This window comes from Streptomyces albicerus (assembly GCF_008905045.1).
Taxonomy (GTDB): Bacteria; Actinomycetota; Actinomycetes; order Streptomycetales; family Streptomycetaceae; genus Streptomyces; species Streptomyces albicerus.
Genome location: NZ_VWMY01000084.1, coordinates 13,429 through 38,492, shown reverse-complemented (window position 1 = coordinate 38,492; position 25,064 = coordinate 13,429). Strand labels below are relative to the sequence as shown.

The 25,064-nt window shown below is 71.0% G+C and carries 24 protein-coding genes; 16 read left to right on the top strand and 8 right to left on the bottom strand.

The genetic code is table 11. The annotated features are described in order from the left end of the window. Nucleotides 1-308 precede the first annotated feature (308 nt). On the bottom strand, nt 309-941 hold the full coding sequence (cofC, locus tag GAS53_RS46575) for a 2-phospho-L-lactate guanylyltransferase (protein ID WP_151483853.1): 633 nt from the start codon (nt 939-941) through the stop codon (nt 309-311). 144 nt (nt 942-1,085) lie between these two features. Between cofC and GAS53_RS46570 the strand changes: the two genes are divergently transcribed. The 3 genes from GAS53_RS46570 to GAS53_RS46560 all read left to right on the top strand — a co-directional run bounded on the left by GAS53_RS46570 (nt 1,086) and on the right by GAS53_RS46560 (nt 4,219). After that, nucleotides 1,086-1,931: a lysophospholipid acyltransferase family protein gene (locus GAS53_RS46570; protein WP_151483852.1), complete on the top strand. Its 846-nt coding sequence runs from the start codon at nt 1,086-1,088 to the stop codon at nt 1,929-1,931. Beyond that, the gene (locus GAS53_RS46565; RefSeq protein ID WP_151483851.1) at nt 1,928-2,947 is read left to right on the top strand and encodes an NAD(P)H-dependent glycerol-3-phosphate dehydrogenase; all 1,020 of its coding nucleotides are present in this window, start codon (nt 1,928-1,930) and stop codon (nt 2,945-2,947) included. Before GAS53_RS46570 ends, GAS53_RS46565 begins: the two co-directional genes overlap by 4 nt. Before the next feature lie 114 nt (nt 2,948-3,061). Then, the gene (locus tag GAS53_RS46560) at nt 3,062-4,219 is read left to right on the top strand and encodes a D-alanine--D-alanine ligase family protein (protein ID WP_151483850.1); all 1,158 of its coding nucleotides are present in this window, start codon (nt 3,062-3,064) and stop codon (nt 4,217-4,219) included. Nucleotides 4,220-4,384: 165 nt separating this feature from the next. Here GAS53_RS46560 and GAS53_RS46555 read toward each other — a convergent pair whose 3' ends face one another. Beyond that, nucleotides 4,385-4,876 (bottom strand): DUF3515 domain-containing protein, encoded by a 492-nt coding sequence (locus GAS53_RS46555; RefSeq protein WP_151483849.1) that lies wholly within the window; start codon nt 4,874-4,876, stop codon nt 4,385-4,387. A gap of 20 nt (nt 4,877-4,896) precedes the next feature. After that, nucleotides 4,897-5,130: an Lrp/AsnC ligand binding domain-containing protein gene (locus GAS53_RS46550; protein WP_151483848.1), complete on the bottom strand. Its 234-nt coding sequence runs from the start codon at nt 5,128-5,130 to the stop codon at nt 4,897-4,899. A 293-nt stretch (nt 5,131-5,423) separates the two neighbouring features. On the opposite strand from GAS53_RS46550, the gene GAS53_RS46545 reads away from it, so the two are divergent. Further along, the gene (locus GAS53_RS46545) at nt 5,424-6,389 is read left to right on the top strand and encodes a thiamine-phosphate kinase (protein WP_151483847.1); all 966 of its coding nucleotides are present in this window, start codon (nt 5,424-5,426) and stop codon (nt 6,387-6,389) included. Beyond that, the gene (gene thiD / locus GAS53_RS46540; RefSeq protein ID WP_151483846.1) at nt 6,386-7,240 is read left to right on the top strand and encodes a bifunctional hydroxymethylpyrimidine kinase/phosphomethylpyrimidine kinase; all 855 of its coding nucleotides are present in this window, start codon (nt 6,386-6,388) and stop codon (nt 7,238-7,240) included. The genes GAS53_RS46545 and thiD overlap by 4 nt, the downstream gene beginning before the upstream one ends. A gap of 197 nt (nt 7,241-7,437) precedes the next feature. On the opposite strand, the gene rpmB is transcribed toward thiD, so the two are convergent. Continuing rightward, complete coding sequence (gene rpmB / locus GAS53_RS46535) at nt 7,438-7,623, bottom strand: 50S ribosomal protein L28 (protein ID WP_003993230.1); 186 nt, start codon at nt 7,621-7,623, stop codon at nt 7,438-7,440. A gap of 249 nt (nt 7,624-7,872) precedes the next feature. Here rpmB and GAS53_RS46530 point away from each other — a divergent pair, with 249 nt between their 5' ends. Beyond that, entirely contained in the window at nt 7,873-9,651 is a 1,779-nt protein-coding gene (locus GAS53_RS46530; RefSeq protein ID WP_151483845.1) for a DAK2 domain-containing protein, read from the top strand. A gap of 52 nt (nt 9,652-9,703) precedes the next feature. Here GAS53_RS46530 and GAS53_RS46525 read toward each other — a convergent pair whose 3' ends face one another. Together GAS53_RS46525 and GAS53_RS46520 are read right to left on the bottom strand one after the other, a co-directional pair. Further along, complete coding sequence (locus tag GAS53_RS46525; protein ID WP_151483844.1) at nt 9,704-12,646, bottom strand: tetratricopeptide repeat protein; 2,943 nt, start codon at nt 12,644-12,646, stop codon at nt 9,704-9,706. Further along, nucleotides 12,643-14,490 carry an HSP90 family protein gene (locus tag GAS53_RS46520; protein ID WP_151483843.1) on the bottom strand — a complete coding sequence of 616 codons (1,848 nt, stop codon included), beginning with the start codon at nt 14,488-14,490 and terminating at the stop codon, nt 12,643-12,645. The genes GAS53_RS46525 and GAS53_RS46520 overlap by 4 nt, the downstream gene beginning before the upstream one ends. Before the next feature lie 163 nt (nt 14,491-14,653). On the opposite strand from GAS53_RS46520, the gene recG reads away from it, so the two are divergent. The 8 genes from recG to mutM all read left to right on the top strand — a co-directional run bounded on the left by recG (nt 14,654) and on the right by mutM (nt 22,390). Beyond that, nucleotides 14,654-16,864, top strand: a complete 2,211-nt coding sequence (gene recG, locus GAS53_RS46515) for an ATP-dependent DNA helicase RecG (RefSeq protein ID WP_151483842.1) — start codon at nt 14,654-14,656, stop codon at nt 16,862-16,864. A gap of 154 nt (nt 16,865-17,018) precedes the next feature. Continuing rightward, nucleotides 17,019-17,651 (top strand): 16S rRNA (guanine(966)-N(2))-methyltransferase RsmD, encoded by a 633-nt coding sequence (gene rsmD, locus GAS53_RS46505; protein ID WP_225859539.1) that lies wholly within the window; start codon nt 17,019-17,021, stop codon nt 17,649-17,651. Between the two features lie 26 nt (nt 17,652-17,677). Continuing rightward, on the top strand, nt 17,678-18,157 hold the full coding sequence (gene coaD / locus GAS53_RS46500; RefSeq protein ID WP_192583590.1) for a pantetheine-phosphate adenylyltransferase: 480 nt from the start codon (nt 17,678-17,680) through the stop codon (nt 18,155-18,157). A gap of 110 nt (nt 18,158-18,267) precedes the next feature. Next, nucleotides 18,268-19,371: an ATP synthase F0 subunit B gene (locus GAS53_RS46495; protein WP_151483838.1), complete on the top strand. Its 1,104-nt coding sequence runs from the start codon at nt 18,268-18,270 to the stop codon at nt 19,369-19,371. Between the two features lie 127 nt (nt 19,372-19,498). Continuing rightward, nucleotides 19,499-20,152: a YceD family protein gene (locus tag GAS53_RS46490; RefSeq protein ID WP_151483837.1), complete on the top strand. Its 654-nt coding sequence runs from the start codon at nt 19,499-19,501 to the stop codon at nt 20,150-20,152. A gap of 2 nt (nt 20,153-20,154) precedes the next feature. Then, complete coding sequence (gene rpmF, locus GAS53_RS46485; protein WP_033321093.1) at nt 20,155-20,328, top strand: 50S ribosomal protein L32; 174 nt, start codon at nt 20,155-20,157, stop codon at nt 20,326-20,328. 19 nt (nt 20,329-20,347) lie between these two features. After that, complete coding sequence (gene rnc, locus GAS53_RS46480) at nt 20,348-21,208, top strand: ribonuclease III (protein ID WP_151483836.1); 861 nt, start codon at nt 20,348-20,350, stop codon at nt 21,206-21,208. 135 nt (nt 21,209-21,343) lie between these two features. Beyond that, entirely contained in the window at nt 21,344-22,390 is a 1,047-nt protein-coding gene (gene mutM / locus GAS53_RS46475) for a bifunctional DNA-formamidopyrimidine glycosylase/DNA-(apurinic or apyrimidinic site) lyase (RefSeq protein ID WP_151483835.1), read from the top strand. Nucleotides 22,391-22,425: 35 nt separating this feature from the next. On the opposite strand, the gene GAS53_RS46470 is transcribed toward mutM, so the two are convergent. Both GAS53_RS46470 and GAS53_RS46465 read right to left on the bottom strand, forming a co-directional pair. Then, the gene (locus GAS53_RS46470) at nt 22,426-22,821 is read right to left on the bottom strand and encodes a winged helix-turn-helix transcriptional regulator (protein WP_151483834.1); all 396 of its coding nucleotides are present in this window, start codon (nt 22,819-22,821) and stop codon (nt 22,426-22,428) included. 79 nt (nt 22,822-22,900) lie between these two features. Further along, entirely contained in the window at nt 22,901-24,028 is a 1,128-nt protein-coding gene (locus GAS53_RS46465; protein WP_151483833.1) for a CAP domain-containing protein, read from the bottom strand. Nucleotides 24,029-24,159: 131 nt separating this feature from the next. Between GAS53_RS46465 and GAS53_RS46460 the strand changes: the two genes are divergently transcribed. Both GAS53_RS46460 and GAS53_RS46455 read left to right on the top strand, forming a co-directional pair. Then, entirely contained in the window at nt 24,160-24,441 is a 282-nt protein-coding gene (locus GAS53_RS46460) for an acylphosphatase (protein WP_151483832.1), read from the top strand. Nucleotides 24,442-24,833: 392 nt separating this feature from the next. Continuing rightward, a complete protein-coding gene (locus GAS53_RS46455; RefSeq protein ID WP_037649730.1) occupies nt 24,834-25,037 on the top strand; it encodes a hypothetical protein in 204 nt (67 codons plus the stop codon). Nucleotides 25,038-25,064 lie beyond the last annotated feature (27 nt).

Genomic DNA, 25,064 nt, shown 5'->3' with positions numbered 1-25,064 from the left:
GCGCCGGGCCTTGTCCTCGCCCTCGACCTCGATCCGTACGCGTTGCCCCGGGCGGAGCAGTCTGAGCCCGCCCCTGTCGAAGGCCGGGGCGTCGAAGGGGACGGGGGTGCCGTCGTCCAGCAGCACCTGGCCGGTGCGGGTTTCTGGGTCGTACGTGTACGCGGTCGCCTGCATGGTTGAAGAGTAGGCGCTCCGCTTGGGGCGGGGTTCGACGGTCGGTGGATGATCTGCGGGTTTGTGGGGGCTGGCCGCGCAGTTCCCCGCGCCCCTATAGGCGCGCGACCTGACAAGGCGCGGTGGAAGAGAGCTCAGGCCGCTTTCAGGCGTTCTACCGCCGCCGCCGTGCGTGGGCCCACGCCCAGGGCCAGTGCCGCTTGCAGGTCCTCGCCGGTGTCCACGTCCTGGCGTACGGAATCCACTGTGGCGAGAAGGAGTTCTGTGGCTCCTGAGGCGTGATGGCGGGTGCGGGAATCGGGGCCGAATGCGGGGAGCAATTCGCGACCCGGAGACGCGGCCAGGAGAGTGGTGCCGAATCCCGCGGCATCCGGGAGGAAAGCGCGGGGGAATTCGGCGGCCGCGGTGAGGACGCGGGCCAATTCCAGGGGGCGCAGGGCGGGCAGATCGGCGTTCAGTGCCGCCAGTGGGCTTTGGGGGCTTCTGGCGCGTACGACCGAGGCGGCGTGCGTCAGAGCGGCGTTCAGGCCGCCTTCCGGTTCGTCCGGGACGATCCTGGCGCCCAGGGCGGCCAGCTCGCGCCCGGCCAGTACGTCGCCCGTGACTACTGCCACATCGCCGACCGCCGGGCAGGCCAGCGCCGCGGCCACGGTGTCCTGCGCGAAGGCGAGGGCGAGCCCGGGGCGCAGGCCGTCGGCCGCGGTGTCCGAGAGCCTGCTCTTCGCCCGCGACAGGGCTTTCAGGGGTATGACCAAGGTCCACTGCACGCGCGCTCCGTCCCTCCCTTGCCGCACCTATTGTGACCCGGACGCCCTGGCCGTCCGATGACCGGGGCGTACGGTGTTCTCGACAGACAGGCGGCCTGGAGCGACACTTGTGCGGCCCCCCAGGCCCTAGAGGAAGGTGTCCGCGTGCCCCGCCGCAGAATCGGCTTCTGGTACCGCTTCGCAGCGGTGCTCTGCAAACCGCCGCTGGTGGTTCTGATCAAGCGGGACTGGCGCGGAATGGAGAACATTCCGGCCGAGGGCGGATTTATCACCGCGGTGAACCACAATTCTCACGTGGACCCGTTCGCGTACGCGCACTTTCAGTACAACACGGGCCGTGTTCCGCGATTCCTCGCCAAGAGCGGGCTTTTCAAGAAGGGTTTCGTCGGGGCGGCCATGCGCGGGACCAGGCAGATCCCGGTGTACCGCGAGAGCACCGACGCCCTCAGCGCCTACCGGGCCGCGATCGACGCCGTGGAGCGCGGAGAGTGCGTCGCCTTCTATCCCGAGGCCACCCTCACCCGCGACCCCGACCTGTGGCCGATGATCGGCAAGACGGGTGCCGCACGGGTCGCGCTGCAGACCAAGTGCCCGGTGATTCCGGTCGCCCAGTGGGGCGCCAACCTGCTGCTGCCCCCGTACGCGAAGAAACCCAACATCCTTCCGCGCAAGACGCACCAAGTGCTCGCGGGGCCGCCCGTGGACCTCTCGCGCTTCTACGACAAGGAGATGACCCCCGACCTCCTGAAGGAGGCCACCGAGGTCATCATGGCCGCGATCACCGCTCAGCTGGAGGTGATCCGCGGCGAGAAGGCGCCCGCGACGCCGTACGACCCGCGCCAGGTGCGTATCGAGCAGCGGCGCAGGACGCGGGCCCAGGAAGAGCGGGAAAAGACCGCACAGGAAACGGCTGTGCAGGAATTGGCCGTGCAGGAAACGGCTGTGCAGGAAAAGACCGAGGCAGAGCACGAAAAGGGGCACGGCAAGTGACGACATCCGGCAAGCCCGTCAAGGCGGCCGTCTTCGGGACCGGATCGTGGGGCACGGCCTTCGGCATGGTGCTCGCCGACGCCGGGTGCGACGTGACGCTGTGGGGACGGCGGGCCGAACTCGCCGAAGCGATCAACTCCACGCGTACGAACCCCGACTACCTGCCCGGCATCGAACTTCCGGCGAACCTGCGGGCCACCACGGACGCCGCCGAGGCCGCGCGCGACGCCGACTTCACGGTGCTCGCCATCCCCTCGCAGACGCTGCGCGGGAATCTGGCGGAGTGGGCGCCGCTGCTCGCGCCCGGCACCGTCCTGGTCTCCCTCATGAAGGGCGTCGAACTCGGCTCCGCGATGCGGATGAGCGAGGTGATCGAGGACGTGGCCAAGGTCGGCGCCGACCGCATCGCCGTGGTCACCGGGCCCAACCTCGCCCGTGAGATCGCCGCCCGCATGCCGGCCGCCGCCGTGGTCGCGTGCAGCGACGAAGCGGTGGCCCAGCGGCTCCAGGCCGCCTGCCACACGCCGTACTTCCGCCCGTACACCAACACCGACGTGGTGGGCTGCGAACTCGGCGGCGCCGTCAAGAACGTCATCGGTCTCGCCGTCGGCATCGCGGACGGCATGGGGCTCGGCGACAACGCCAAGGGGTCCCTCATCACACGGGGGTTGGCGGAGACGACCCGGCTCGGACTCGCCATGGGCGCCGACCCGTTGACGTTCTCCGGACTCGCCGGCCTGGGCGACCTGGTGGCGACCTGCTCCTCGCCGCTCTCGCGCAACCACACCTTCGGCACCAACCTCGGCAAGGGCATGACCCTCCAGGAGACCATCGCCGTCACCAAGCAGACCGCCGAGGGCGTCAAGTCCTGTGAATCCGTACTGGACTTGGCGCGCCGGCACAGAGTCGACATGCCCATCACGGAGACCGTCGTCGACATCGTCCACGACGGCAAGCCACCGGTCGTCGCCCTCAAGGAAATGATGTCGCGCAGCGCCAAGCCCGAGCGACGCTGAGCGACCCCTCTTTTCGCGCTCGGTCCGCCTCCGGGGCGTCACAGCCCCTTCGGCTCACCCGCGGGCCGAGCCACGCTGACTCAAGGCCCTACCAACGGGTACTCTCAACGCGATATGAGCACCGAGAACCTGCCCCAGAGCCCCGAGCAGCAGCTCCGTAAGCCGCGTGTGGCCGTCGTGTTCGGCGGCCGCAGCTCCGAACACGGCATCTCCGTGGTCACCGCCGGCGCGGTCCTGCGTGCCATCGACCGTACGAAGTACGACGTACTGCCGATCGGCATCACGCAGGACGGCCGCTGGGCGCTCACCGCGGACGAGCCCGAGCGGATGGCGATCGTCGACCGGCGCCAGCCGAACGTCGAGCAGCTCGCGGAGTCGGACGAGGGCGGCGTGATCATGTCCGTCGACCCTGCCAGCCGTGAAGTCGTCTACAGCGAGCCCGGTTCGGTCCCCAAGGCACTCGGTGAGGTCGACGTCGTCTTCCCGATGCTGCACGGCCCGTACGGCGAGGACGGCACCCTGCAGGGCCTCCTGGAGCTCTCCGGCGTCCCGTACGTCGGCTCGGGCGTGCTCGCCTCGGCCGTCGGCCAGGACAAGGAGTACATGAAGCGGGTGTTCACCTCCTTCGGGCTGCCGGTCGGCCCGTACGTGGTGATCCGCCCCCGCGAGTGGGAGCTCGACGAGTCCGCGGCCCGCAAGAAGATCATCGACTTCGCGGGGGAGCACGGCTGGCCGCTCTTCGTGAAGCCCGCGCGCGCGGGCTCGTCGATCGGCATCACCAAGGTCGACGATCTGGGCGGCCTGGACGAGGCGATCGCGGCGGCCCAGCAGCACGACCCGAAGATCCTCGTTGAGGCGCTGCTGCGCGGCCGCGAGATCGAGTGCGGGGTCCTGGAGTTCGAGGACGGGCCGCGGGCCTCCGTACCGGCCGAGATCCCGCCGGTGCAGTCGCACGCCTACTACGACTTCGAGGCGAAGTACATCGACTCGACCCCCGGCATCGTGCCCGCCCCGCTGACCCCCGAGCAGACCGCCGAGGTCCAGGGCCTCGCCGTCGAGGCCTTCGAGGCCGCCTCCTGCGAGGGCCTGGTCCGGGCGGACTTCTTCCTCACCGACGACGGCGACTTCGTGATCAACGAGATCAACACGATGCCCGGCTTCACTCCCATCTCGATGTATCCGCAGATGTGGGAGGCGAGCGGGGTGCCCTACCCGGAGCTGGTGGACCGCCTGATCCAGGCGGCGCTGCACAGGCCGACGGGCCTGCGGTAGGTCTTTTCCGGTGGGCACCCCTTCCCAAGGGGGCGTTTTCCCAGGAGCACGCTTCTTCTTGGGGCGCGGGCAACGGCCCATAAGGGGCGCGGGGAACTGCGCGACCAGCCACGGCGGACCCGCAGCCGACGAACAACCGGTGGTTTCCCGTCCCTGCCAGCGGGCCTAGTCAGCGATTCCTTCGGGGATCGCCTTCTTGACGGGCGCGGCGAGGTCGACGAGCGCGCCGGCGCCCTTCTTGGCCTGGTCCTTGCTGAGTTGCACCTCGACGTAGGCCAGGCGCAGGCTGGAGGTGAAGACGTACGCGCCGTCGTCCTGCTCCTGCACCAGCCAGCCCACTCCGTTCACCACGGTCGAGGATGCCTTTGGGTCGAGCATCTCGGCGGGTCGCCGTACACCGCAGCGCAGTATGATCGCCGGGCTTCCCCAGCCCGCGGTCAGCGCGGACCGGGGCTCGGGATCCTCCCGGTCGAGACCGTCCACCTTCCGCGGCAGCGACTTGTCCAGGTTCTGGCACAGCTTGGTGACCTTCGCGCCCGGACTGGGAACCGCGGTCGGGGCGTTGTCGTCTGCTGAGGAGCAGCCCGTGGCCGCGATCAGCAGAACAAGGGCGGGCAGCCCGAAGTAAGAGGTGCGCCGGTGACGGAAGAAGTCCACCGGCCAAGGGTAGACGGGGGCTACAGGTGCACGACCGGGCAGGTCAGGGTACGCGTGATGCCGTCCACTTGCTGGACCTTGGCGACCACCATGCGGCCGAGGTCGTCCACTGTGTCGGCTTGGGCCCGCACGATCACGTCGTACGGTCCTGTTACGTCCTCGGCCTGGATCACCCCTTGAATCTTGCTGATCGTTTCGGCGACGGTCGACGCTTTGCCGACCTCCGTCTGGATCAGGATGTACGCCTGTACCACGGAACCTCCAGGGCGGCCACGAGGATCATGTGGGGAAAAGGAACGCCACGGTATCGCGTCGCCGCTCGCCGCGGGGAGACCCGCGGGGGCTGGGGCTTGCGCGCCGGGGTGGAAGGACCGCACACGTTGACGGTCGACTCGACCGTACCCAGGTCGCAGGCAGCTCGCGACTGGGCAGAGGCAGTAACAGACGGGGACGCACGACGATGCTGTGTCTTCCCGGGGGGACACCCCCGGACCCCCGGCCGAAAAGCAGGCCGGGTCATGGGCACGAAGGGAACAGGTGAGACTCGGTGAAGGGAACTGTGGGTGAGTTGGGGGAGTTCGGGCTCATCAAGGAGCTCACCTCACGGCTCACCACCACTCCGGCGGTACGCGTCGGTCCGGGCGACGACGCCGCCGTGGTGGCCGCCCCCGACCGCAGGGTCGTGGCGAGCACCGACATCCTCCTGGAGGGGCGGCACTTCCGCCGTGACTGGTCCACGGCGTACGACGTCGGGCGCAAGGCGGCCGCGCAGAACCTCGCGGACATCGCCGCCATGGGCGCCGTGCCGACCGCGCTGCTGCTCGGCCTGGTCGTCCCGGCCGAACTGCCCGCCACCTGGCCGTCCGAGCTGATGGACGGCCTGCGCGACGAGTGCCAGGTCGCGGGCGCGGCCGTGGTCGGCGGCGATGTCGTACGCGGCGACACGATCACCGTGGCGATCACCGCGCTCGGCGACCTGCGCAACCACGAGCCGGTGACCCGGGCCGGCGCCCAGCCCGGCGACGTGGTGGCCGTGACGGGCTGGCTGGGCTGGTCCGCGGCCGGGCACGCCGTGCTCTCCCGCGGCTTCCGCTCGCCGCGCGCCTTCGTCGAGGCCCACCGGCGGCCCGAACCGCCGTACCACGCGGGTCCCGCGGCCGCCGGGCTCGGCGCGACCTCGATGACGGACGTCAGCGACGGGCTGATCGCCGACCTCGGCCACATCGCCGAGGCCAGCAAGGTACGTATCGACATCCGCTCCGGCGCCGTCGACATCCCCTCGCAGATGAACGACATCGGTCAGGCCGTCGGCGTCGACCCGATCCAGTGGGTGCTCACCGGCGGCGAGGACCACGCGATCGTCGCGACGTTCCCGCCGGACGTGAAGCTGCCCGCCCGCTGGAAGGTGATCGGCGAGGTCCTCAACCCGTCGGCGCTGCCGCAGGTCACGGTCGACGGGGCGCCGTGGACCAGCAAGGGCGGCTGGGACCACTTCGCGGACATCGAGTCATGAGCGCCGGGGGCACAGGGAGCGCCGGGAGTGCGAGGAGCGCCCCGCCTCGTGTGCTGACGGTCGCGGGCTCCGACTCCGGCGGCGGCGCCGGTATCCAGGCCGACTTGAAGACGATGCTCGCGCTCGGCGTGCACGGCATGAGCGTGCTCACCGCCGTCACCGCGCAGAACTCCCTCGGCGTACAAGGAGCTTGGGAACTGCCGGCGGAGGCGGTGCGCGCCCAGTACCGCAGCGTCGTCGACGACATCGGCGTCGACGCGGTCAAGACCGGCATGCTCTCCTCGGCCGAACTCGTCGAGACCGTCGCCGAGTTGATCGGCGGAACCGACGTGCCCGCCGTGGTCGATCCGGTCGGCGTCTCCAAGCACGGCGACTCGCTGCTCGCCACGTCCGCGCTGGATTCCGTACGGACGAAGCTCCTGCCGGTCGCGACGGTGGCGACGCCGAACCTCGACGAGGTGACTCAGCTCACGGGCGTACGGGTCGAGTCGGAGGCCGGGATGCGGTCCGCGGCGGCCGCCGTGCTGTCGTACGGGCCGGCGTGGGTGCTGATCAAGGGCGGGCACCTGAGTGGTGACGCCGTCGATTTCCTCACGGACGGCTCGGAGGAGCACTGGCTGCGTGCTCCCCGGCTCGACAACCGGCACACCCATGGCACGGGGTGCACCCTCGCGAGTGCGATCGCCTCGGGGCTGGCGAAGGGGGAGTCCGTGCCGGAGGCGGTCGCGGCGGCGAAGGAGTACGTCACCGGGGCGATCGCGGGCGGGTTCGCGCTCGGGGGCGGGATCGGGCCGGTGGATCACGGGTGGCGGTTCGGGGCGGTCGGCCGTTTCGGCGGGGGTGACGCGTAAACGCTTGCGTAAGCGTTTACGGGCCCTCGCCGGGTACGGCAGCCGGGGCTCGTCAACCGGGGTGCAGCAACCCAGGTCACACCAACCAGGGCACAGCAGCCAGGGCACAGCAGCCAGGGCACAGCAAAAAGCCGGCCCACCGTGAGGTGGACCGGCTTTGAGCAGCGAACCAGCAGTGGCCGCGCGCTAGCAGAGCGTCAGCGCGAGACCTTGCCGGCCTTGATGCACGAGGTGCAAGCGTTCACGCGCTTCGGCGTCCCGCCCACCACGGTACGGACGCGCTGGATGTTCGGGTTCCAGCGACGGGACGTACGGCGGTGCGAGTGCGAGATGTTGTTGCCGAAGCCCGGCCCCTTGCCGCAGACGTCGCAGTTGGCAGCCACGGGTCACTCCAAAGACTTCAGATGCTCTTACGGTTGATCCCGGCATGCCGGGATCAAGATCTAGGATCTGAGTGGCGGTGCCAGGGAGAAGGCCCGATCGGATCGGGCAACCGGAGCAGCATACAACGACTGCGTCCGTACAACGAAACTACCATGGCTGGCCCGGGGACCTGTCCCGGCCCTCTTCCGGCGGACACCTGGCCGGGGTCTACGCTGCGTCGGACGTTCGGCTGCTCAAGGAGGCCATAGGTGCCGCAGGTGCCGCAGACAATGGACGCAGTCGCGGTGCGCGCCTGGTGCGGTCTCGCGCTTGAGGCCCTCGGCCGCGCGCGCGAGGAGATCGACGCGATCAATGTCTATCCCGTGGCGGACGGGGACACGGGCACCAATCTGTACCTGACCGTGGAGTCGGCGGCCGCGGCGGTCGAGGCGGTCTTCGCGGCGCATGCCGCCGTCACCGCAGGGCACGAGGCCGTCTCCGGCGGGCAGGCCGTCGAGCGGCCCACGCTCGCCGACGCGGTGCGCGCGATGGCGCACGGCTCGCTCATCGGGGCCCGGGGGAACTCCGGGACGATCCTCGCGCAGCTCCTCAGAGGCATGGCCCAGGTGCTCGCCACCGACAGTGACGTCGCGCACGCCGGCGGGCAGGACCTGCGGCTCGCCCTCCGGCACGCGGCCGACGCGGCCCGGCAGGCCGTCGTGCACCCGGTCGAGGGCACGGTCCTCACGGTCGCCTCGGCCGCCGCCGACGCGGCCTCCGGTGCGGAAGGCGACTGCGGGGTGGTCGCGCGGGCCGCCTACGAGGGCGCGCGGGCGGCGCTCGCCGCGACTCCCGGGCAGCTGGCGGTCCTGGAGCGGGCCGGAGTGGTCGACGCGGGCGGACGCGGGCTCGTGGCGGTGCTGGCGGCGCTGGTGGAGACGTTCACGGGCGAGGCGCCCGCCGCGGCGGCGGTACCGGTTCTCGCGGGGCACGCGCGCGTGGGGGCGGCCTCGGACGCGACGGCGCCGTACGCGCGCGTGGACGCCGTTGTGACGGAGCCGCCCGGAGACGTGAGCGACGTGGGGGAGTGCGCGGACGGAACGCCCGCTCCGGAAGAGGGCGGGCCCGCGTTCGAGGTGATCTACCTCCTGGAGGCGGAGGACGCGGCCGTGGCACGGCTGCGGGACCGGCTCGACGCGCTCGGCGACTCGCTCGTCGTGGTCGGCGGGGACGGGCTGTGGAACGTCCATGTGCACGTCGACGACGCCGGCGCAGCCGTGGAGGCGGGCGTCGAGGCCGGGCGGCCGTACCGGATCCGGATCACCCACTTCGGGCTCGGCGACGCGCACACGGCGGGCGCCGCCGGCCGGCCGGTCAGGGAGCGGGCTCAGCGCGCGGTCGTCGCCGTCGTCCCAGGAGAGGGCCTCGCGGGGCTCTACACCGGGGCCGGGGCCACCACCGTGCTCGCGCGTCCCGGGGAGCCGCCCGCGAGCGGGGAACTCGTCGAGGCGGTACGGCGTGCCCACGCGCGCGAGGTGGTGCTGTTGCCGAACGACGCCGAGCTGCGCCACACCGCGGCCGCTGCGGCCGAGCAGGCCCGCGCCGACGGTGTCAGGGTCGCGCTGATCCCCACACGGTCCGCGGTACAGGGGATCGCGGCGCTCGCCGTGCACGAGCCCGAGCGGCGCTTCGACGAGGACGTCGTCGCGATGACCTCGGCGGCCGGCGCGACCCGGTACGCCGAAGTCGCCGTCGCGGAACGCCAGTCCTGGACCATGGCGGGCATCTGCCAGGCCGGCGACATCCTCGGCCTCATCGAGGGGGACGTGGCCGTGATCGGCTCCGACATCACGGCCACGGCCGAGACGGTACTGAACCGCATGCTCTCGGCGGGCGGCGAGATGGTCACCCTGGTCCTCGGCGACGACGCCCCCGACACGATCGCGGCCCACCTCGAAGCCCGGGTCCGGGAGTCGTACCTGGCCGTGGACACGGTCGTGTACCGGGGCGGGCGCCAGGGAGCCCTGCTGCTGATCGGCGTCGAGTAGCGCGGGACGGACCGCCTCCCGCCCCGCGCGGGACTCTCCTGGCGGGGCTCTCCTAGTCCTCGGCTCCGGCGACCCGCAGCAGTCTCTCCGCCTCCGCCCGCCGAGCCACCGCAGTCTCATCGGTGTCGTCGGCGTCGTCGGTCCCGGCGTAGGCCGCGAGCACCACGCGTGCGCGTGCCGCGGCCGCTTCGGAGCGTTCGAGGTCGGCCTCCAGCCAGCCGGCGGCGAGTTCGGCGCCCGTACGGTTGTGGAGGCCGTTCCCGCCGAGGGAGGCGAAGACCGTGGCGGACTGTGCGACCTGGGCGAGGGCCTCCTCGAAGACGGCGTGTATCGCGTCGTCGTCGGCGTCGTCGGTCACGGAGCGGGCGATCAGGTCACCGAACTGCCGGTGGGTCTGGCCGAGTTCGGCGACGAGCTGGTCCCGCTCGTCGGTGTCCTCCGGTACGGCGGAGTCGCACTCCCGAAGCGCCGCCGCCATCAACTCCCGTGCCGCGTCGAGCCCCGCGCCCTCCTCGCGCACCGCGAGCCACGCGCGGGCCCGCAGGGAGCGGATCAGTCCGTGGACGTTGCCGAGGGACCGCCACAGGTCCCCGGCGCGTGCGTACGCCTGCTCCGCCTGGGGGAGCAGGCCCGCGTGGCCGAGGGCCTCCGCGGCGAGGTGGGCGAGCATCGCGTGGTCGGACTGTTCGGGCCAGTGCCGGGCGATCTCGGCGGCCTGGAGCCAGCGTTCGGCGGCCTCGCGGTGCTCGCCGAGCTCGGTGAGACAGTCGCCGAGCCACCACTGGGTCTGCACGATCGCGCCGTCGCCGTGCGTCTGCGGGTTCAGCTCCGGCAGCGCCGACTCCAGGATCTCCGCGGCCTCGGCCCAGCGCCCCTGACGCAGCAGGAAGCCGCCGAGCTGATGCCGTGCCCAGGCACCGAGTGTGGGCCCCTCGCCGCCCTCGTCGGCCCAGTGCGACGCTTCCAGAGCGTGGTCCGCGGCGGGCCCGAACTGTCCGGAGGCGCCGAGTATCTCGGCCAGCTGGAGGTGCAGCTGGGCGTGGCCGGTCGCCTCCATGAAGGGCGCGCCGTGCTCCAGCGCCGCCCTGGCCGCCCGCTCGGCCGCCTCGGCGTCGCCCAGGTGGCGGGCGATCCCGGTGAGCCGGGCCTCGTACTCCACCGCGAGCCACGGCAGCCCGGCCGCGACGAACGCCTCCGAGGCCCGCGTGAGCAGCTCCGCGGCCGTCTCCGCGTCCCCGGCGTGCGCGGCCAGCTCCCCGAGCATGGCCCGCGCCTCCGCGGCGCGTGAGGCGACAAGGAGGTCGTCCCCGGCGCCCGGCTCGGCGAGGGCCAGCAGCTCCCGCGCGGCGGTCTCCGCGGCGGCGAGGGCCTTCGAGCCGTTCCCCGCCCCGTTCACCTCCGCCGCCTCGTGCACCCGCTGCATCAGAATCCGCGCCCGCCCCACCAGCACGGAAGCCGCCTGCTGGACGCCGGTCCCGCCGTCCGCGAAGAGGGCGAGCACCCGCTCGTACGGCTCCGAGACCGCGGCGAGCGCCTCGTCGGTCCGGCCGGACAGGGCCAGTACGTACGCTCCACGCGCGCGTGCCGCCAGGGCCTCGCCCGGGTCGCCCGCCTCGGCGTACAGCTCGGCGGCGCGGGCGAACAGCTCCACGCCCTCCGGGCCGCCGCCCATCGCCTCGTGGTCGGTCATCTCGGCACGGTCGCGCGGAGCCAGTTCCTCGTCCCCGACCGCCTCCGAGACCGCGGCCCACGCCGCGACGGACTCCGGGTGCAGGGCGGCCGAGAGCCGACGGGCCTCGGCGAGCAGCGCGGCCAGGTCCGGTTCGGCGGCAGCGGCGGCGGCCGGCGCGGGCGCGGGCTTCACGGGAGCGGTCACGGCCCGCGTGGCCCGTACGCCCAGCGGCAGTCGCTCCACCAGCGGGGGCTGGTCCATGCGCTCCCGGACCCGCCCGCTCACGTACGACGTGCCGTTGCGCTCGTCGAAGCGCCCGGCCAGCGAAAGGGCCTCCACGCGCGCGTGGGCGGCGAGTTCACTCGCGGTCCAGGTACGTCCCGCCGGTCCGGGCACGGTCTGCGAGCCGAGCCCGAGCGAGGTCAGCCGGTCCATCAGCAGGGCGACCACGGCCAGGAAGTCCATCCGGCTGCGCGGCTCACCGCTGTCCGTGAAGTACGCCGGGCGCTCCGCCAGCAGCTCCAGGGCACGCGCCTCGTTGCCGGTCAGCGCGCAGAACTCCACGTGGTCCGCGTACGCGCCGCGCATGCTCTCCATGGGGCGTACGAGCCGGAAGCCGCGCAGATGGTGGGCCCGGGCCTCGTCCAGGTGGCCGAGGCGCAGCAGGGGCAGCAGCGAGGACGCGAGGGCCGCGTGCGGCTCGTGCGCGCATGCGTACTCGCCCTCCAGGACGGGCCGCCACAGCTCCAGCGCCTCGGTGTCCGCGCGCCGCTCGGCCTGCCACCAGCCCTGGTCGTGCAGCTCGCAGGCGTGGCAGTCGGCCATGCTGTCCCGGTCCGCGGCGAGCCACGCGGCGTACGCCCGCTCGGCCCGCTCCATGTCCCCGATGTGCCGGGCCACGCTGAACTCGGCGCTGCGCACGGCCCGTTCGGAGTGCCCGGCGAGCCGGTAGCGGTGCTCCATCTCGCCGAGCCACTTCTCGATGGAGGCGAGCGGGATGTGCGGCTGGCCGAGCATGCCGGCGGACATCCACTTGAAGACCCAGTGCAGGGAGTGGGTCTCGTACTCGTCGAAGTCCTCGGGCCGTTCGTCCCACATGCGCAGCAGGCGCGCGAAGGGGACGAACATCTTGTCCTTCTCGGAGCTGTAGTTGTAGACCTTCAGCTGGTGGCCGAGCGCCTCGATGACGGCGAGCGGGATGCTCAGCTTCTCGGCCTCGGTGAGCAGGTGCTCCGCGCGCGCGTTGCGGGCGGGGCCCTCCGGCTGCTCGTAGTTCTCCTGCATCGCCCGGCGCAGCGTCTCGAAGTCCATGATCCGGCTCATCGGGGGCCCTCCTCCGGGGAGTTGCTGTGGGTGGCCCACTCCAGGAGGCCGATGAACGCCCGGTTCAGGAGCGCCGAATCCGCGGGCCGCAGCGGCCGCTGCGCCATCAGCAGGGCCTGCCCGTAGAGGGACTCCGTGGCGGTGCCGATCAGCTCCCGGTCGTCGAGTGAACTGATCCGCCGGATCAGCGGGTTGAGGTGGTTGAGCACCAGCCGCGCGCGTGGGGCGCTGCCGCGCAGCGAACCGAGGATGCCCGCCCACAGGTCGTCGGCCTGCTCCTCGGCGTCCGCGCGCGCCTGCTCGTGGCGTGCCGCCCGGTCGTCCAGGTGCAGCGCGGGCACGGAGAGGGGATGGAAGGCACGCAGCACGACATCGCATCCCAGGGGGTCGAGTTTCGCCCGCGCGGCCCCCAGGAAGGCGGACAGGGCCAGTTCCTCCGCCGGGTCGACGGTGTCCAGATGCGCGGTCACGGTGTCGGCGTCCAGCTCCGCCACGACCGTCCCGGGCCGCACCGAGGGCAGCGCCTCGACCAGCTCGCTGTCGTACGTGTAACCGCCGTTGATCACACCGACGCCCTGCGCGGACGCGATCGGCGCGACCTGCCGGTACTCCTCCACGGTCCGCGTGAAGTGCACCACCGGGTGCCGCTGGGCGAACTCCTCCAGGGACAGCCGCCCGTCGGTCGTCTCGAAGGGCAGCCACGGCAGCATCGTGCGCAGCATCTCGCTGTCGTGCCGCGCCAGGGACTTCACGCCCAGGTAGTGCACCGAAAGGAAGGCCGCCAGCCGCTCGGGATCACCGGCCGCGAGCCCGGTCAGCCAGGCCCGGATCCGCTCGCCCAGCGCTTCCCGTACGCCCGCCAGGGTCTCGTCCTCGTACAGCGACTCCCGGGACGCGGTGGGCCGCAGGCTGTCCGTGTCGAGGACGCAGCGCACGAAGAACGCCCAGTCGGGCAGCAGCTGTTCGGCCCGCTCGGTGAGCAGCATGCCCTTCAGGTGCACGCGATGGCCGGCGCGCTGGGCGGGGCTGACCGCGGACGGCAGCACATACGCCACGCCGCGGATCCCGGCGAGCGGCACGTCCAGCTCGATCGAGTCCAGCGGCGTGAACCCGAACAGGTCGTGACAGTGCCGTGCCAGGGCCACCCTTCGGGTGGCGGGACTCGGGTACGAGCGGTCCCAGGGCGCCGGCAGGTCCGTGACCTGCTCTTCGCCCACCCGTACGTCGTACGGCAGCAGCGATCCGAAGTCCCGGGCCAGCGACAGCACCCGCTCCTCGGCCAGCCAGTCGGCGGCGCCGGGGCGGGCCACCAGGTGCACGGTCGTGCCAGGTTCCGTGCGTGCCTCATGAGGCAGCGTACGGACCGTGTACGAGCCGTCGTCGGTCGCCGTCCACTCCACGGGCGGGGCATCGGGCGTACGCGCGCTGCGGCTGACCACCCGGATGCGCTCGGCGACGACGAAACAGGCCAGCAGCCCGATGCCGAACTGACCGAGGAAGTCCGAACGCGCCGACTCCAGGCCGTCGGCCCGCTTGGAGCTGCGGCCGATGGTCGCCAGGAGGCTGTGCACGTCCGACTCGGTGAGCCCGATCCCGGAGTCCTCCACGCGCAGGGCGCCGCCCCCGCCGCTTTCGACGAACAGCCGCACCAGCGCAGGCGCGTCGGGCTGCTCGGCGCGCCGGGCGGTGATCGCGTCCACGGCGTTCTGCAGCAGCTCGCGCAGATAGACCTTCGGACTGGAGTAGAGATGGTGGGAGAGCAGGTCCACGAGGCCGCGCAGGTCGACCTGGAACGTATGAGGTGACTGGGATGCCTGAGATGACTGTGAGGTCTGGGAGTCCATCGTCGCTGCGCCGGTGGGGGGACGTGCGACGGCGCGGGGTCGGGCGGTCCCGAGGAGAGGTGACCGCGAACAGGGCCGGAGCGGGACATCCTAGGCCCGGAACGAGCCGTCTGACCAGCGGATTTCTGGGACGTATACGGCATTGTCAGTCGCGTGGTGTGCAATGGATCTCGTGCCCGTGCTCGAAGAACCACTGAAGAAGGTGCTCGGACCCGCCACCGCGAAGGTGATGGCCGAGCACCTCGGCCTGCACACCGTCGGCGACCTGCTGCACCACTATCCGCGCAGGTACGAGGAGCGCGGGCAGCTCACCCACCTCGCCGACCTGCCCATGGACGAGCACGTGACGGTGGTCGCCCAGGTCGCCGACGCCCGCCTGATCACCTTCTCCTCGCCCAAGGCCCCCCGGGGCAAGGGCCAGCGCCTCGAAGTGACCATCACGGACGGCAGCGGCCAGCTCAAGCTGGTCTTCTTCGGCAACGGCGTGCACAAGCCCCACAAGGAGCTCCTCCCGGGCACGCGCGCGCTGTTCGCGGGCAAGGTCTCCGTCTTCAACCGCCGCCTCCAGCTGGCCCATCCGGCGTACGAGCTGCTGCGCGGCGACGACGTGTCCGAGACGGTGGACACCTGGGCCGGAGCCTTGATCCCGCTCTACCCCGCCACCGCCAAGCTGGAGTCCTGGAAGATCGCCAAGGCGGTCCAGACGGTGCTGCCGAGTGCCCAGGAGGCCGTCGATCCGCTGCCCGACTCCCTCCGGGCCGGCCGGGGCCTGGTCCCTCTCCCCGAGGCCCTGCTGAAGATCCACCGCCCGCACACCAAGGCGGACATCGAGGACGCCCGCTCCCGCCTCAAGTGGGACGAGGCCTTCGTCCTCCAGGTGGCCCTGGCCCGCCGCCGCCATGCGGACGCCCAACTCCCGGCCGTGGCCCGCAAACCCAAGCCGGACGGCCTGCTCACGGACTTCGACGCCAAGCTCCCCTTCACCCTGACCGAGGGCCAGCAGAAGGTCTCCAAGGAGATCTTCGACGACCTGGCCACGGAGCATCCGATGCACCGGCTGCTGCAGGGGGAGGTGGGTTCTGGCAAGACGATGGTCGCCCTGCGCGCCATGCTCGCCGTCGTCGACGCGGGCGGACAGGCCGCCATGCTCGCACCCACCGAGGTGCTCGCCCAGCAGCACCACCGGTCGATCACCGAGATGATGGGGGAGCTGGCCGAAGGCGGCATGCTCGGCGGGGCCGAGCACTCCACCAAGGTGGTGCTGCTCACCGGATCCATGGGGGCGGCCGCGCGGCGGCAGGCGCTGCTCGACCTCGTCACCGGTGAGGCGGGGATCGTCATCGGGACGCATGCGCTGATCGAGGACAAGGTGCAGTTCCACGACCTGGGTCTGGTGGTGGTGGACGAGCAGCACCGGTTCGGGGTCGAGCAGCGCGACGCCCTGCGCGGCAAGGGCAAGCAGCCCCCTCACCTCCTCGTGATGACCGCCACACCGATCCCCCGCACCGTCGCCATGACCGTCTTCGGCGACCTGGAGACGTCCGTCCTGGACCAGCTCCCCGCCGGGCGCTCGCCCATCGCCAGCCATGTCGTCCCGGCCGCCGACAAGCCCCACTTCCTGGCGCGCGCGTGGGAGCGAGTGCGTGAGGAGGTGTCCAACGGACATCAGGCGTACGTGGTCTGCCCCCGCATCGGCGACGAGGACGACGACCCCAAGAAGTCCAAGAAGAAGCCGACCCCCGAGGACGAGGCCGAGAAGCGCCCGCCGCTCGCCGTCCTCGACATCGCCGACCAGCTCGCGGCAGGCCCGCTCCAGGGCCTCAAGGTCGAAGTGCTGCACGGCCGTATGCAGCCGGACGACAAGGACGCCGTGATGCGCCGCTTCGCGGCCGGCGAGACGGACGTCCTGGTCGCCACGACGGTCATCGAGGTCGGGGTGAACGTGCCGAACGCCACAGCGATGGTGATCATGGACGCGGACCGGTTCGGCGTATCGCAGCTCCACCAGCTGCGCGGCCGCGTCGGCCGCGGTTCGGCCGCCGGCCTGTGCCTCCTGGTCACCGAGATGCCGGAGGCGAGCGCGGCCCGCCAGCGGCTGACCGCGGTGGCGTCCACCCTCGACGGCTTCGAACTCTCCCGCATCGACCTCGAACAGCGCCGCGAGGGCGACGTCCTCGGCCAGGCCCAGTCCGGGGCCCGCACCTCACTGCGGGTGCTCGCCGTCATCGACGACGAGGAGATCATCGCCGAGGCCCGCGAGGAGGCGACGACGGTGGTCACGGCCGACCCGGACCTGGAGGGTCTCCCCGGCCTGCGCACGGCCCTCCAGGCCTTGCTGGACGAGGACAGGGAGCAGTACTTGGAAAAGGGCTGAGCACCAGGCGCCCCAAAGGGGCGCGGGGCTGAAGTCGATATGCGGCTCCGCCGCGATGGGGGTCCCCCCGCTCGAGCGAAGCCGAGAGTGGGGGAGCGACCAGCCGCAACGAGCCCGCACCCGCCCACGGTGAAACGGCACCCCCCTTCCACGCCTGCCAAACTGGAACCGTGACCATCCCCTCGAACAAGGACCCGAGATGACCCGCGTGATCGCCGGCGCAGCCGGCGGACGCCGCCTAGCCGTGCCGCCGGGCACCGGCACAAGGCCCACCTCCGACCGGGCCCGCGAGGGACTCTTCTCCACCTGGCAGTCCCTGCTCGGCGGCCCTCTGGAAGGCGACCGCGTCCTCGACCTCTACGCCGGCTCGGGAGCCGTCGGCCTGGAGGCGCTGAGCCGCGGCGCCGGCCACACCCTCCTCGTCGAGGCCGACGCCCGCGCGGCCCGCACAATCAGGGAGAACGTGAAATCGCTGGGCCTCCCCGGCGCCGAGGTCAGGTCCGGCAAAGCGGAACAGATCATCCGCACCGGGGCGCCGCAGGCCCCGTACGACCTCGTTTTCCTCGATCCGCCGTACGCCGTCACGGACGACGATCTTCGCGAGATTCTGCTCACACTCCGCGCGGAGGGCTGGCTCACGGGCGAAGCGATCGTCACCGTGGAACGCAGTACTAGAGGTGGCGAATTCCGGTGGCCCGACGGCTTCGAAGCACTGCGGTCCCGTCGCTACGGCGAGGGAACGTTTTGGTACGGTCGCGCCGCCTCTACGTGCGAAGACGCACGATGACCGGACCGGAGAGCGAGGGAACTCAGTTGCGCCGCGCCGTCTGTCCCGGGTCGTTCGACCCGATTACCAACGGACATCTCGACATCATCGCCCGAGCCTCCAAGCTGTACGACGTCGTGCACGTCGCGGTGATGATCAACCAGTCCAAAAAGGGCCTGTTCGAGATCGAGGAGCGGATCGACCTGATCCGCCAGGTCACCGCCGAGTTCGGCAACGTCGAGGTGGAGGCCTTCCACGGCCTTCTCGTCGATTTCTGCAAGGAGCGCGACATCCCGGCCATCGTCAAGGGGCTGCGCGCCGTCAGCGACTTCGACTACGAGCTGCAGATGGCCCAGATGAACAACGGCCTCTCCGGAGTCGAGACCCTCTTCGTCCCGACCAACCCCACCTACAGCTTCCTCTCCTCCTCGCTGGTCAAGGAGGTCGCGACCTGGGGCGGCGACGTCTCCCACCTCGTCCCCCCGGTGGTTCTCGAAGCGCTCAGGGAGCGCCTCAAGAAGAGCTGAGGCGCCCTCGCGGACCTGACAGTCCGTCATCCTGTGTCGGGCGGGGCAGGAGTGGTCGTACAGTCGATCCGTCCGTCTCCATCACAGCTGTAGAGAGTGGCGAGCACACGGTGGACGTGCAGAAGAAGCTCGATGAGATCGTCTCGACGGTCGGCAGCGCCCGTTCCATGCCCATGTCGGCTTCGTGCGTGGTCAACCGCGCCGAGCTCCTCTCCATGCTCGAAGAGGTGCGCCAGGCGCTGCCCGGCTCCCTCGCCCAGGCCGAGGAGCTGATCGGCGGTCGCGAGCAGCTGGTCGAGCAGGCCCGCATGGAGGCCGAGCGGATCATCGAGTCCGCGCACGCCGAGCGCGGCAGCCTGATCTCCGACACCGAGGTCGCCCGCCGCTCGCAGAACGAGGCCGAGCGCATCCTCACCGAGGCCCGCAAGGAGGCCGAGGAGATCCGCGCCGAGGCCGACGACTACGTCGACTCCAAGCTCGCCAACTTCGAGGTCGTCCTCACCAAGACCCTCGGCTCCGTCGGCCGCGGCCGCGAGAAGCTCCTCGGCACAGGGCCTGGCACCGACGAACAGGGCTACGAGGACGAGGACGCTCCCGAGCGCAGCCACGACCCCGAGACACTGCGCCGCAACGCCGACGAGTACGTCGACGTCAAGCTCGGCGCCTTCGAGGCCGTTCTCGCCAAGACCCTGGACGCCGTCGGCCGCGGCCGCCAGAAGCTGCACGGCAGGATCGCCAGCGACGACCTGGGTGATCTGGGCGGCTTCGGGGAGGACGGGGCGCCCGCGCAGCACACGACCGACGCCGAGTACCTGGACGGCCTCTCGGAGCTCGCCGGGCAGCCCGCCCAGCCCGCTGCCCAGCCCCAGGCCCCGGCGATCCCGGCCCAGCAGCAGTACGCGCAGCAGGACGCGTACGCCTACCAGCAGCAGACCGCCGATCCCTACGGCTACCAGCAGCAGTACGCGCAGCAGGATGGCTACGGCTACCAGCAGCAGACCGCCGACCCGTACGCCGCCTACCCCCAGCAGCCCGGCTACGACCCGAACGGCCAGCAGGCCGCGTACGACCAGAGCCAGCAGCAGGCGTACCCCCAGCCCCCCCAGCCTCCGCAGTCCCCCCAGTCACAGGGGAACGCTCTCGACGAGACCAGCCTCTTCGACACCGGCATGATCAGCGCGGAGCAGCTGAGGGCGTACGAACAGGGGCGCTGACGCCGGATTGGGCCGAGAGCGAAAGGTCCAGTATCCTGGCTCTTCGGTCGCGTGTACGTCCGCGATCAACGCTGCCCGGGAACACCGAAGGGCGGCGTCCCCCTGAGTTTCAAGATCGAAAGCAGGAATGGCCCTGAACGCCCGCCTCGACCACCGCAACCCTCTCGTGTTCGACACACACGAGCTGGGGCGGCGTCCTGGTGCGCTGCAGCGCCTGACCCGCGAGATCGACGCTCCCAAGGATCTCGGGATCCAGGGAGTCATCGGAGTGCCGGAGGGCGCCCCGGTGAAGCTCGAACTCCGCCTCGAGTCGGTCATGGAAGGTGTGCTTGTCACAGGCACCGCCCGTGCACAGGCCAAGGGGGAGTGCGTAAGGTGTCTGGAGCCGCTGGAGCTGGAGCTCGAAGCGGACTTCCAGGAGATGTTCTCGTACCCTGACGCCGACGACCGGGGCCGTGTGAAAGCGGAGCCGGCCGACGACGCCGAGGAAGACGAGGACATGCTCTTCATCGAGGACGGCTTGTTCGACCTCGAGCCCGTGCTGCGTGATGCGGTGGTGCTCGCACTGCCGATGCAGCCGGTGTGCCAGGACGACTGCCCCGGCCTGTGCTCCCAGTGCGGAGCGCGGCTCGCGGACGACCCGGACCACCACCATGACGCCGTCGACATCCGTTGGGCGGCACTGCAGGGACTCGCCGGTTCACTTGAAGATGGCGAGAAGGACGAGATGAGCGGCGGCGCGCCTCGATCAGCACGCGCCGACGAGAAGCAGGAGAAGTAGCCGTGGCTGTTCCGAAGCGGAAGATGTCGCGCAGCAACACGCGCCACCGCCGGTCGCAGTGGAAGGCTGCGGTCCCCAACCTGGTTGCGTGCGAGCGCTGCCACGAGCCGAAGCTGCAGCACATCGCGTGCCCCGCTTGCGGCACCTACAACAAGCGCCAGGTCCTCGAGGTCTGAGCGGCTGGTGAGAGGCTTCATGTCTGACGCCAAGGCGGACGTAAACGCCAAGAAAAAGGCGGACAACACAGCCTCGTCCCACACGCTTCTGGAAGGGCGGCTCGGGTACCAGCTCGAGTCCGCCCTTCTGGTGCGTGCGCTGACCCACCGTTCGTACGCGTACGAGAACGGCGGTCTGCCGACCAACGAGCGCCTGGAGTTCCTCGGGGACTCCGTCCTCGGCCTCGTGGTCACGGACACGCTGTACCGCACCCACCCCGACCTGCCCGAAGGCCAACTGGCCAAGCTGCGGGCCGCGGTGGTCAACTCGCGTGCGCTGGCGGAGGTGGGCCGCGGGCTCGAACTCGGCTCCTTCATCCGGCTCGGCCGGGGCGAAGAGGGCACGGGCGGCCGGGACAAGGCGTCCATCCTCGCCGACACCCTTGAAGCGGTGATCGGCGCTGTCTATCTCGACCAGGGTCTCGACGCGGCGGGCGAACTCGTCCACCGTCTCTTCGACCCGCTGATCGAGAAGTCCTCGAACCTGGGCGCGGGCCTGGACTGGAAGACCAGTCTCCAGGAACTTACGGCGACCGAGGGGCTCGGCGTTCCCGAGTACCTGGTCACCGAGACCGGCCCGGACCACGAGAAGACCTTTACTGCTGCTGCCCGCGTCGGAGGCGTCTCGTACGGCACCGGCACCGGCCGCAGCAAGAAGGAGGCGGAGCAGCAGGCCGCGGAGTCCGCGTGGCGTGCCATCCGCTCCGCTGCGGACGAGCGCATGGAGGCGGCGCAGGTCGCCGCGAAGGCCGCGAAGGCTGCGGAGGCCGAAGCGTCCGTGGCGTCGGAGGAGACCGTCGAGGCCCCCTCGACGGCGACGTCCGACACCGCCTCCGCCTGACTGATCCACAGCCCTCGGCTGTCACTGATCGCCCGCTCCCGGACCCTAGGGGGCGGGCGATCACGTTCGGCGGCGCCGGAGGTACGCTGCGGCCGTCGGGCCCTGTCGTCGGCCCACGCATCCGGAGGAGAGACCGTGCCCGAACTGCCCGAGGTCGAGGTCGTACGGCGGGGCCTCGAGCGCTGGGTCAGCGGACGGATCGTCGCCGACGTAGAGGTGCTGCACCCGCGTGCGGTACGCCGCCACATCGCGGGCGGCGAGGACTTCGGGGCCCGGCTCAAGGGGCACCGCATCGGGCTCGCCCAGCGCCGCGGCAAGTACCTCTGGCTGCCGCTGAGCGACCTCGGGGAAGTGGGGCCCGTCCCCGAGCCGCCCGGCCCGGTACCTCGCCGCGTTGTCGCAGCACCCGAGTACGCCCAGTACGAGGGCGATGCTCCGCCTGGCGATGCACCGCAGGGACTGGGACACAAGCCGCTGCCGCGGGGAGCGCGGGAGCGCACCCCGCTTCCCCCAGGCCGTTCCGCCGACTCTCCGAGCGCCGTCCTCGCGCACCTCGGCATGAGCGGACAGCTCCTCGTCCAGCCGCAGGACGCGCCCGACGAGAAGCATCTGCGTATCCGCGTCCGGTTCGCCGACGACCTCAACACGGAACTCCGCTTCGTCGACCAACGCACCTTCGGCGGGCTCTCGTTGCACGACACGTCACCCGAAGGACTGCCCGACGTCATCGCGCACATCGCCCGCGATCCCTTGGACGCCCTGTTCGACGACGACGCGTTCCACGAGGCGCTGCGGCGCCGGCGTACGACCGTCAAACGCGCCCTGCTCGACCAGTCGTTGATCAGCGGCGTCGGCAACATCTATGCGGACGAGGCGCTTTGGCGTGCGCGGTTGCACTACGAGCGCCCCACCACCGGTTTCACGCGCCCGCGCACGGCCGAACTCCTGGGCCACGTACGGGACGTGATGAACGAGGCCCTCGCCGTCGGCGGCACCAGCTTCGACAGCCTGTACGTCAACGTGAACGGCGAGTCGGGCTACTTCGACCGGTCGCTCGACGCGTACGGCCGCGAGGGCGAGCCATGCCGACGCTGCGGCACCCTCATGAGGCGGCGGCCCTGGATGAACCGGTCGAGCTACTTCTGCCCGCGCTGCCAGCGCCCGCCGCGCATCAAGCCCTGACGCCGTCGCGCGTCACGCCCTGACGTCGCGGAGCGTCACGCCCTGACGTCGGCGCGCGCCGCGTCATAACGCTCGCGCGCCCCCAGTACCTCGTCCATGCGCCCCTCCACGAAGTGGATGAGTGCCAGCAGGCGCTCGGCGACCTCACGGCCAAGGGGCGTCAGCTCGTAGTCCACCCGCGGCGGGTTCGTCGGCTGGGCCTCCCGGTGCACCAGCCCGTCGCGCTCCAGCGCGTGCAGCGTCTGGGACAGCATCTTCTCGCTCACGCCGTCGACGCGCCGGCGCAGCTCGTTGAAGCGGAACGAGCCCCCGTGGAGCGCCCCCAGCGTCAGCGAGCCCCAGCGCCCCGTGACGTGCTCCAGGGTCCCCCGGGACGGGCACGCCTTGGAGAACACGTCGTACGCGAGATCGGGTCGCTCCGTGAGGTCCATACCTACAGCTTACTCGGCACAGCGCAAACCGCAGGGGGGCGCTAGCGAAAAGTTAGCGCCCCCCTGCGGTCTGGTGGGGCTAGTAACCGAAGTCCTGCGTCCACCAGGGGCCGCCCGACGCGAAGTGCGCGCCGACGCCCAGGGTCTTGAAGTCGCAGTTCAGGATGTTCGCGCGGTGGCCGGGGCTGTTCATCCAGGCCTCCATCACCGCGGCGGCGTCGGCCTGGCCGCGGGCGATGTTCTCCCCGCCGAGGTTCGTGATGCCGAGCTTCGCCGCCCGGTCCCAGGGCGAGGCCCCGCTCGGGTCCGTGTGGTCGAAGAAGCCGCGCGCGGCCATGTCCTCGCTGAAGTCCTGGGCCAGCGCCGCCAGCGAGCTGGACGCGGTCACCGGGCTGCAGCCGGCCTTCGCCCGCTCCTCGTTGACCAGCGCGAGCACCTCGGCCTCGGCCTTGGACGCCGTGGACACCGCCTTCGACGGAGGCGCCTTGGGTGCCTTCGTGGCCGGCGCCTTCGTGGTGGGCTTGGTCTTCGACTCCTTGGGCGGAGCCTTGGTCGACGGCTTCGCGGAGGGCGTCTCCTCGGTCTTCTCCGGGGCCTTCGTGCTGGGCGAGACCGTGGGGGAGGCGGAGCGCTCCAGGTCACGGCTCGTGCCCGAGTCCTGACGGTCCTCCGCGGCACCGCCCGTGCCGCCCTGGGTCTCCACATCGCTCGGCGTGTCCTGGGCGCGCACCTTGTCCGCGCTCCCGCCGATCGAGTAGTTGTCGCTGCCAGGGATCAGCCCGGAGGCGACCGCGACGGCACCCATCGCGACGGCGGCCGAGACACCGAGCAGACCGGTGCGTACGGGCGTCACACCCTTCTTGCGGCGGCGGTGGCCGCGCCGGGAACCGCCGTCGGGCGCGTAACCGGTCGTCGCATGGGCGGCGGGGTCCGCCGCGAAGAGGTAGGCGTCACTCCTCGAGTACAGCTCGCCCGTCTCGTGGATGCCGCCCGGCGAGTCGTAGAGACCCGCGGTCGCGTAAGGGCTGCCGTTCAGGTAGGACCCGGCGGTCAGGTGGTCGCCCGCGATCGCGTAGTCGCTCTCGCTCGCGTAGTCACCCGCGTCCGCGGTCGCGTAGCCGCCCGTGTATGTATCGTACGTTTGCGTGACCCCGGTGGCGCGGCCTGTGGCGGCGCGGCCGGCGGCGGAGCGTCGGTGGCGTCCCATCTCCTGGCCTTCCTCATCCTTGCGGTCAACGTTCCTCACCCGAACGAGTGAGGCTCATTGGGTCGGGACGGTACCCCATGGCGCAAGAGGAGGAAGTGCTCCGAGAGCATTTGGCCGGTTAGCGTGCAGCCATGAGCGAGGATGTACGGCTGGTCGCCTGGGTGCGCGGACGAGTCCAGGGCGTGGGTTTCCGCTGGTACACGCGGGCCAGGGCGCTGGAGATCGGCGGCCTGAGTGGTTTTGCTCTCAATTTGGCGGACGGACGGGTCCAGGTGGTCGCGGAGGGCTCCCGCGAGGGATGCCAGGGACTGCTCGACTGGCTTCAGGGGGACGACACGCCGGGCCGTGTCGACGGAGTCACTGAGATTTGGGACACGCCCCGCGGCGGCTACGACGGCTTCGCCATCCGGTGAGATCCATCGCGGCGACCGGTCGCGACACCCCAGGTCGAGGGCGCGGGGCGTGCGCCGGGCACCTGCCCCGGGCAGAAACTACCTGGTGGTTGCCAATAACAGCTTGTCGTGGCAGGCTCCGCGAGAAAGGATGATCTCCACGCCCCCCAGGGCCCCGAAAGAGAGGCAGCGCCGCCCGTTCTCCGGCCGCGCGCCCCGGGTTGCCCCCCAATACGGGGCGTGATCGTGTTGACCGTCAAACTTTTTGGTGAGACGCTGAAAGCCCCGCGCACCTTAGCTGTTTGGCATGTAAGAGCGGCAGTAAAAACTCGACAGTGCCAAGCATCGCGGGTGCGATTCCCTCACGACCCACACCGCTTCGGTCGGTCACTCAGTGTGGAGGACCATCCATCATGGCAAAGGCGCTTCTCGGTTACGTCGGCGGTTCCGACCCGCGACTCATTGCCGAGATGCGACGGCTCCAGCAGCGCGTCCAGGACCTGGAATCCGAGCTCGTACGGATCCAGGCCGAGAACGACGCGCTCGCGGCTGCCGCTTCTCACGACTCGCTTCTCGAGAGCATCGACGCACACCAGGCGGAGCCTGCGCTCACCTGATCACTGCACCGCACGACGCCACCAGTG

Coding starts and splice junctions, on each gene's coding strand:
- GAS53_RS46455 (WP_037649730.1), top strand. CDS start 24,834: ATGGCAAAGGCGCTTCTCGGTTACGTCGGCGGTTCCGACCCGCGACTC.
- GAS53_RS46465 (WP_151483833.1), bottom strand. CDS start 24,028: ATGGGACGCCACCGACGCTCCGCCGCCGGCCGCGCCGCCACAGGCCGC.
- GAS53_RS46520 (WP_151483843.1), bottom strand. CDS start 14,490: ATGGACTCCCAGACCTCACAGTCATCTCAGGCATCCCAGTCACCTCAT.
- GAS53_RS46525 (WP_151483844.1), bottom strand. CDS start 12,646: ATGAGCCGGATCATGGACTTCGAGACGCTGCGCCGGGCGATGCAGGAG.
- GAS53_RS46470 (WP_151483834.1), bottom strand. CDS start 22,821: ATGGACCTCACGGAGCGACCCGATCTCGCGTACGACGTGTTCTCCAAG.
- rnc (WP_151483836.1), top strand. CDS start 20,348: ATGTCTGACGCCAAGGCGGACGTAAACGCCAAGAAAAAGGCGGACAAC.
- recG (WP_151483842.1), top strand. CDS start 14,654: ATGGATCTCGTGCCCGTGCTCGAAGAACCACTGAAGAAGGTGCTCGGA.
- thiD (WP_151483846.1), top strand. CDS start 6,386: ATGAGCGCCGGGGGCACAGGGAGCGCCGGGAGTGCGAGGAGCGCCCCG.
- GAS53_RS46490 (WP_151483837.1), top strand. CDS start 19,499: ATGGCCCTGAACGCCCGCCTCGACCACCGCAACCCTCTCGTGTTCGAC.
- GAS53_RS46560 (WP_151483850.1), top strand. CDS start 3,062: ATGAGCACCGAGAACCTGCCCCAGAGCCCCGAGCAGCAGCTCCGTAAG.
- GAS53_RS46460 (WP_151483832.1), top strand. CDS start 24,160: ATGAGCGAGGATGTACGGCTGGTCGCCTGGGTGCGCGGACGAGTCCAG.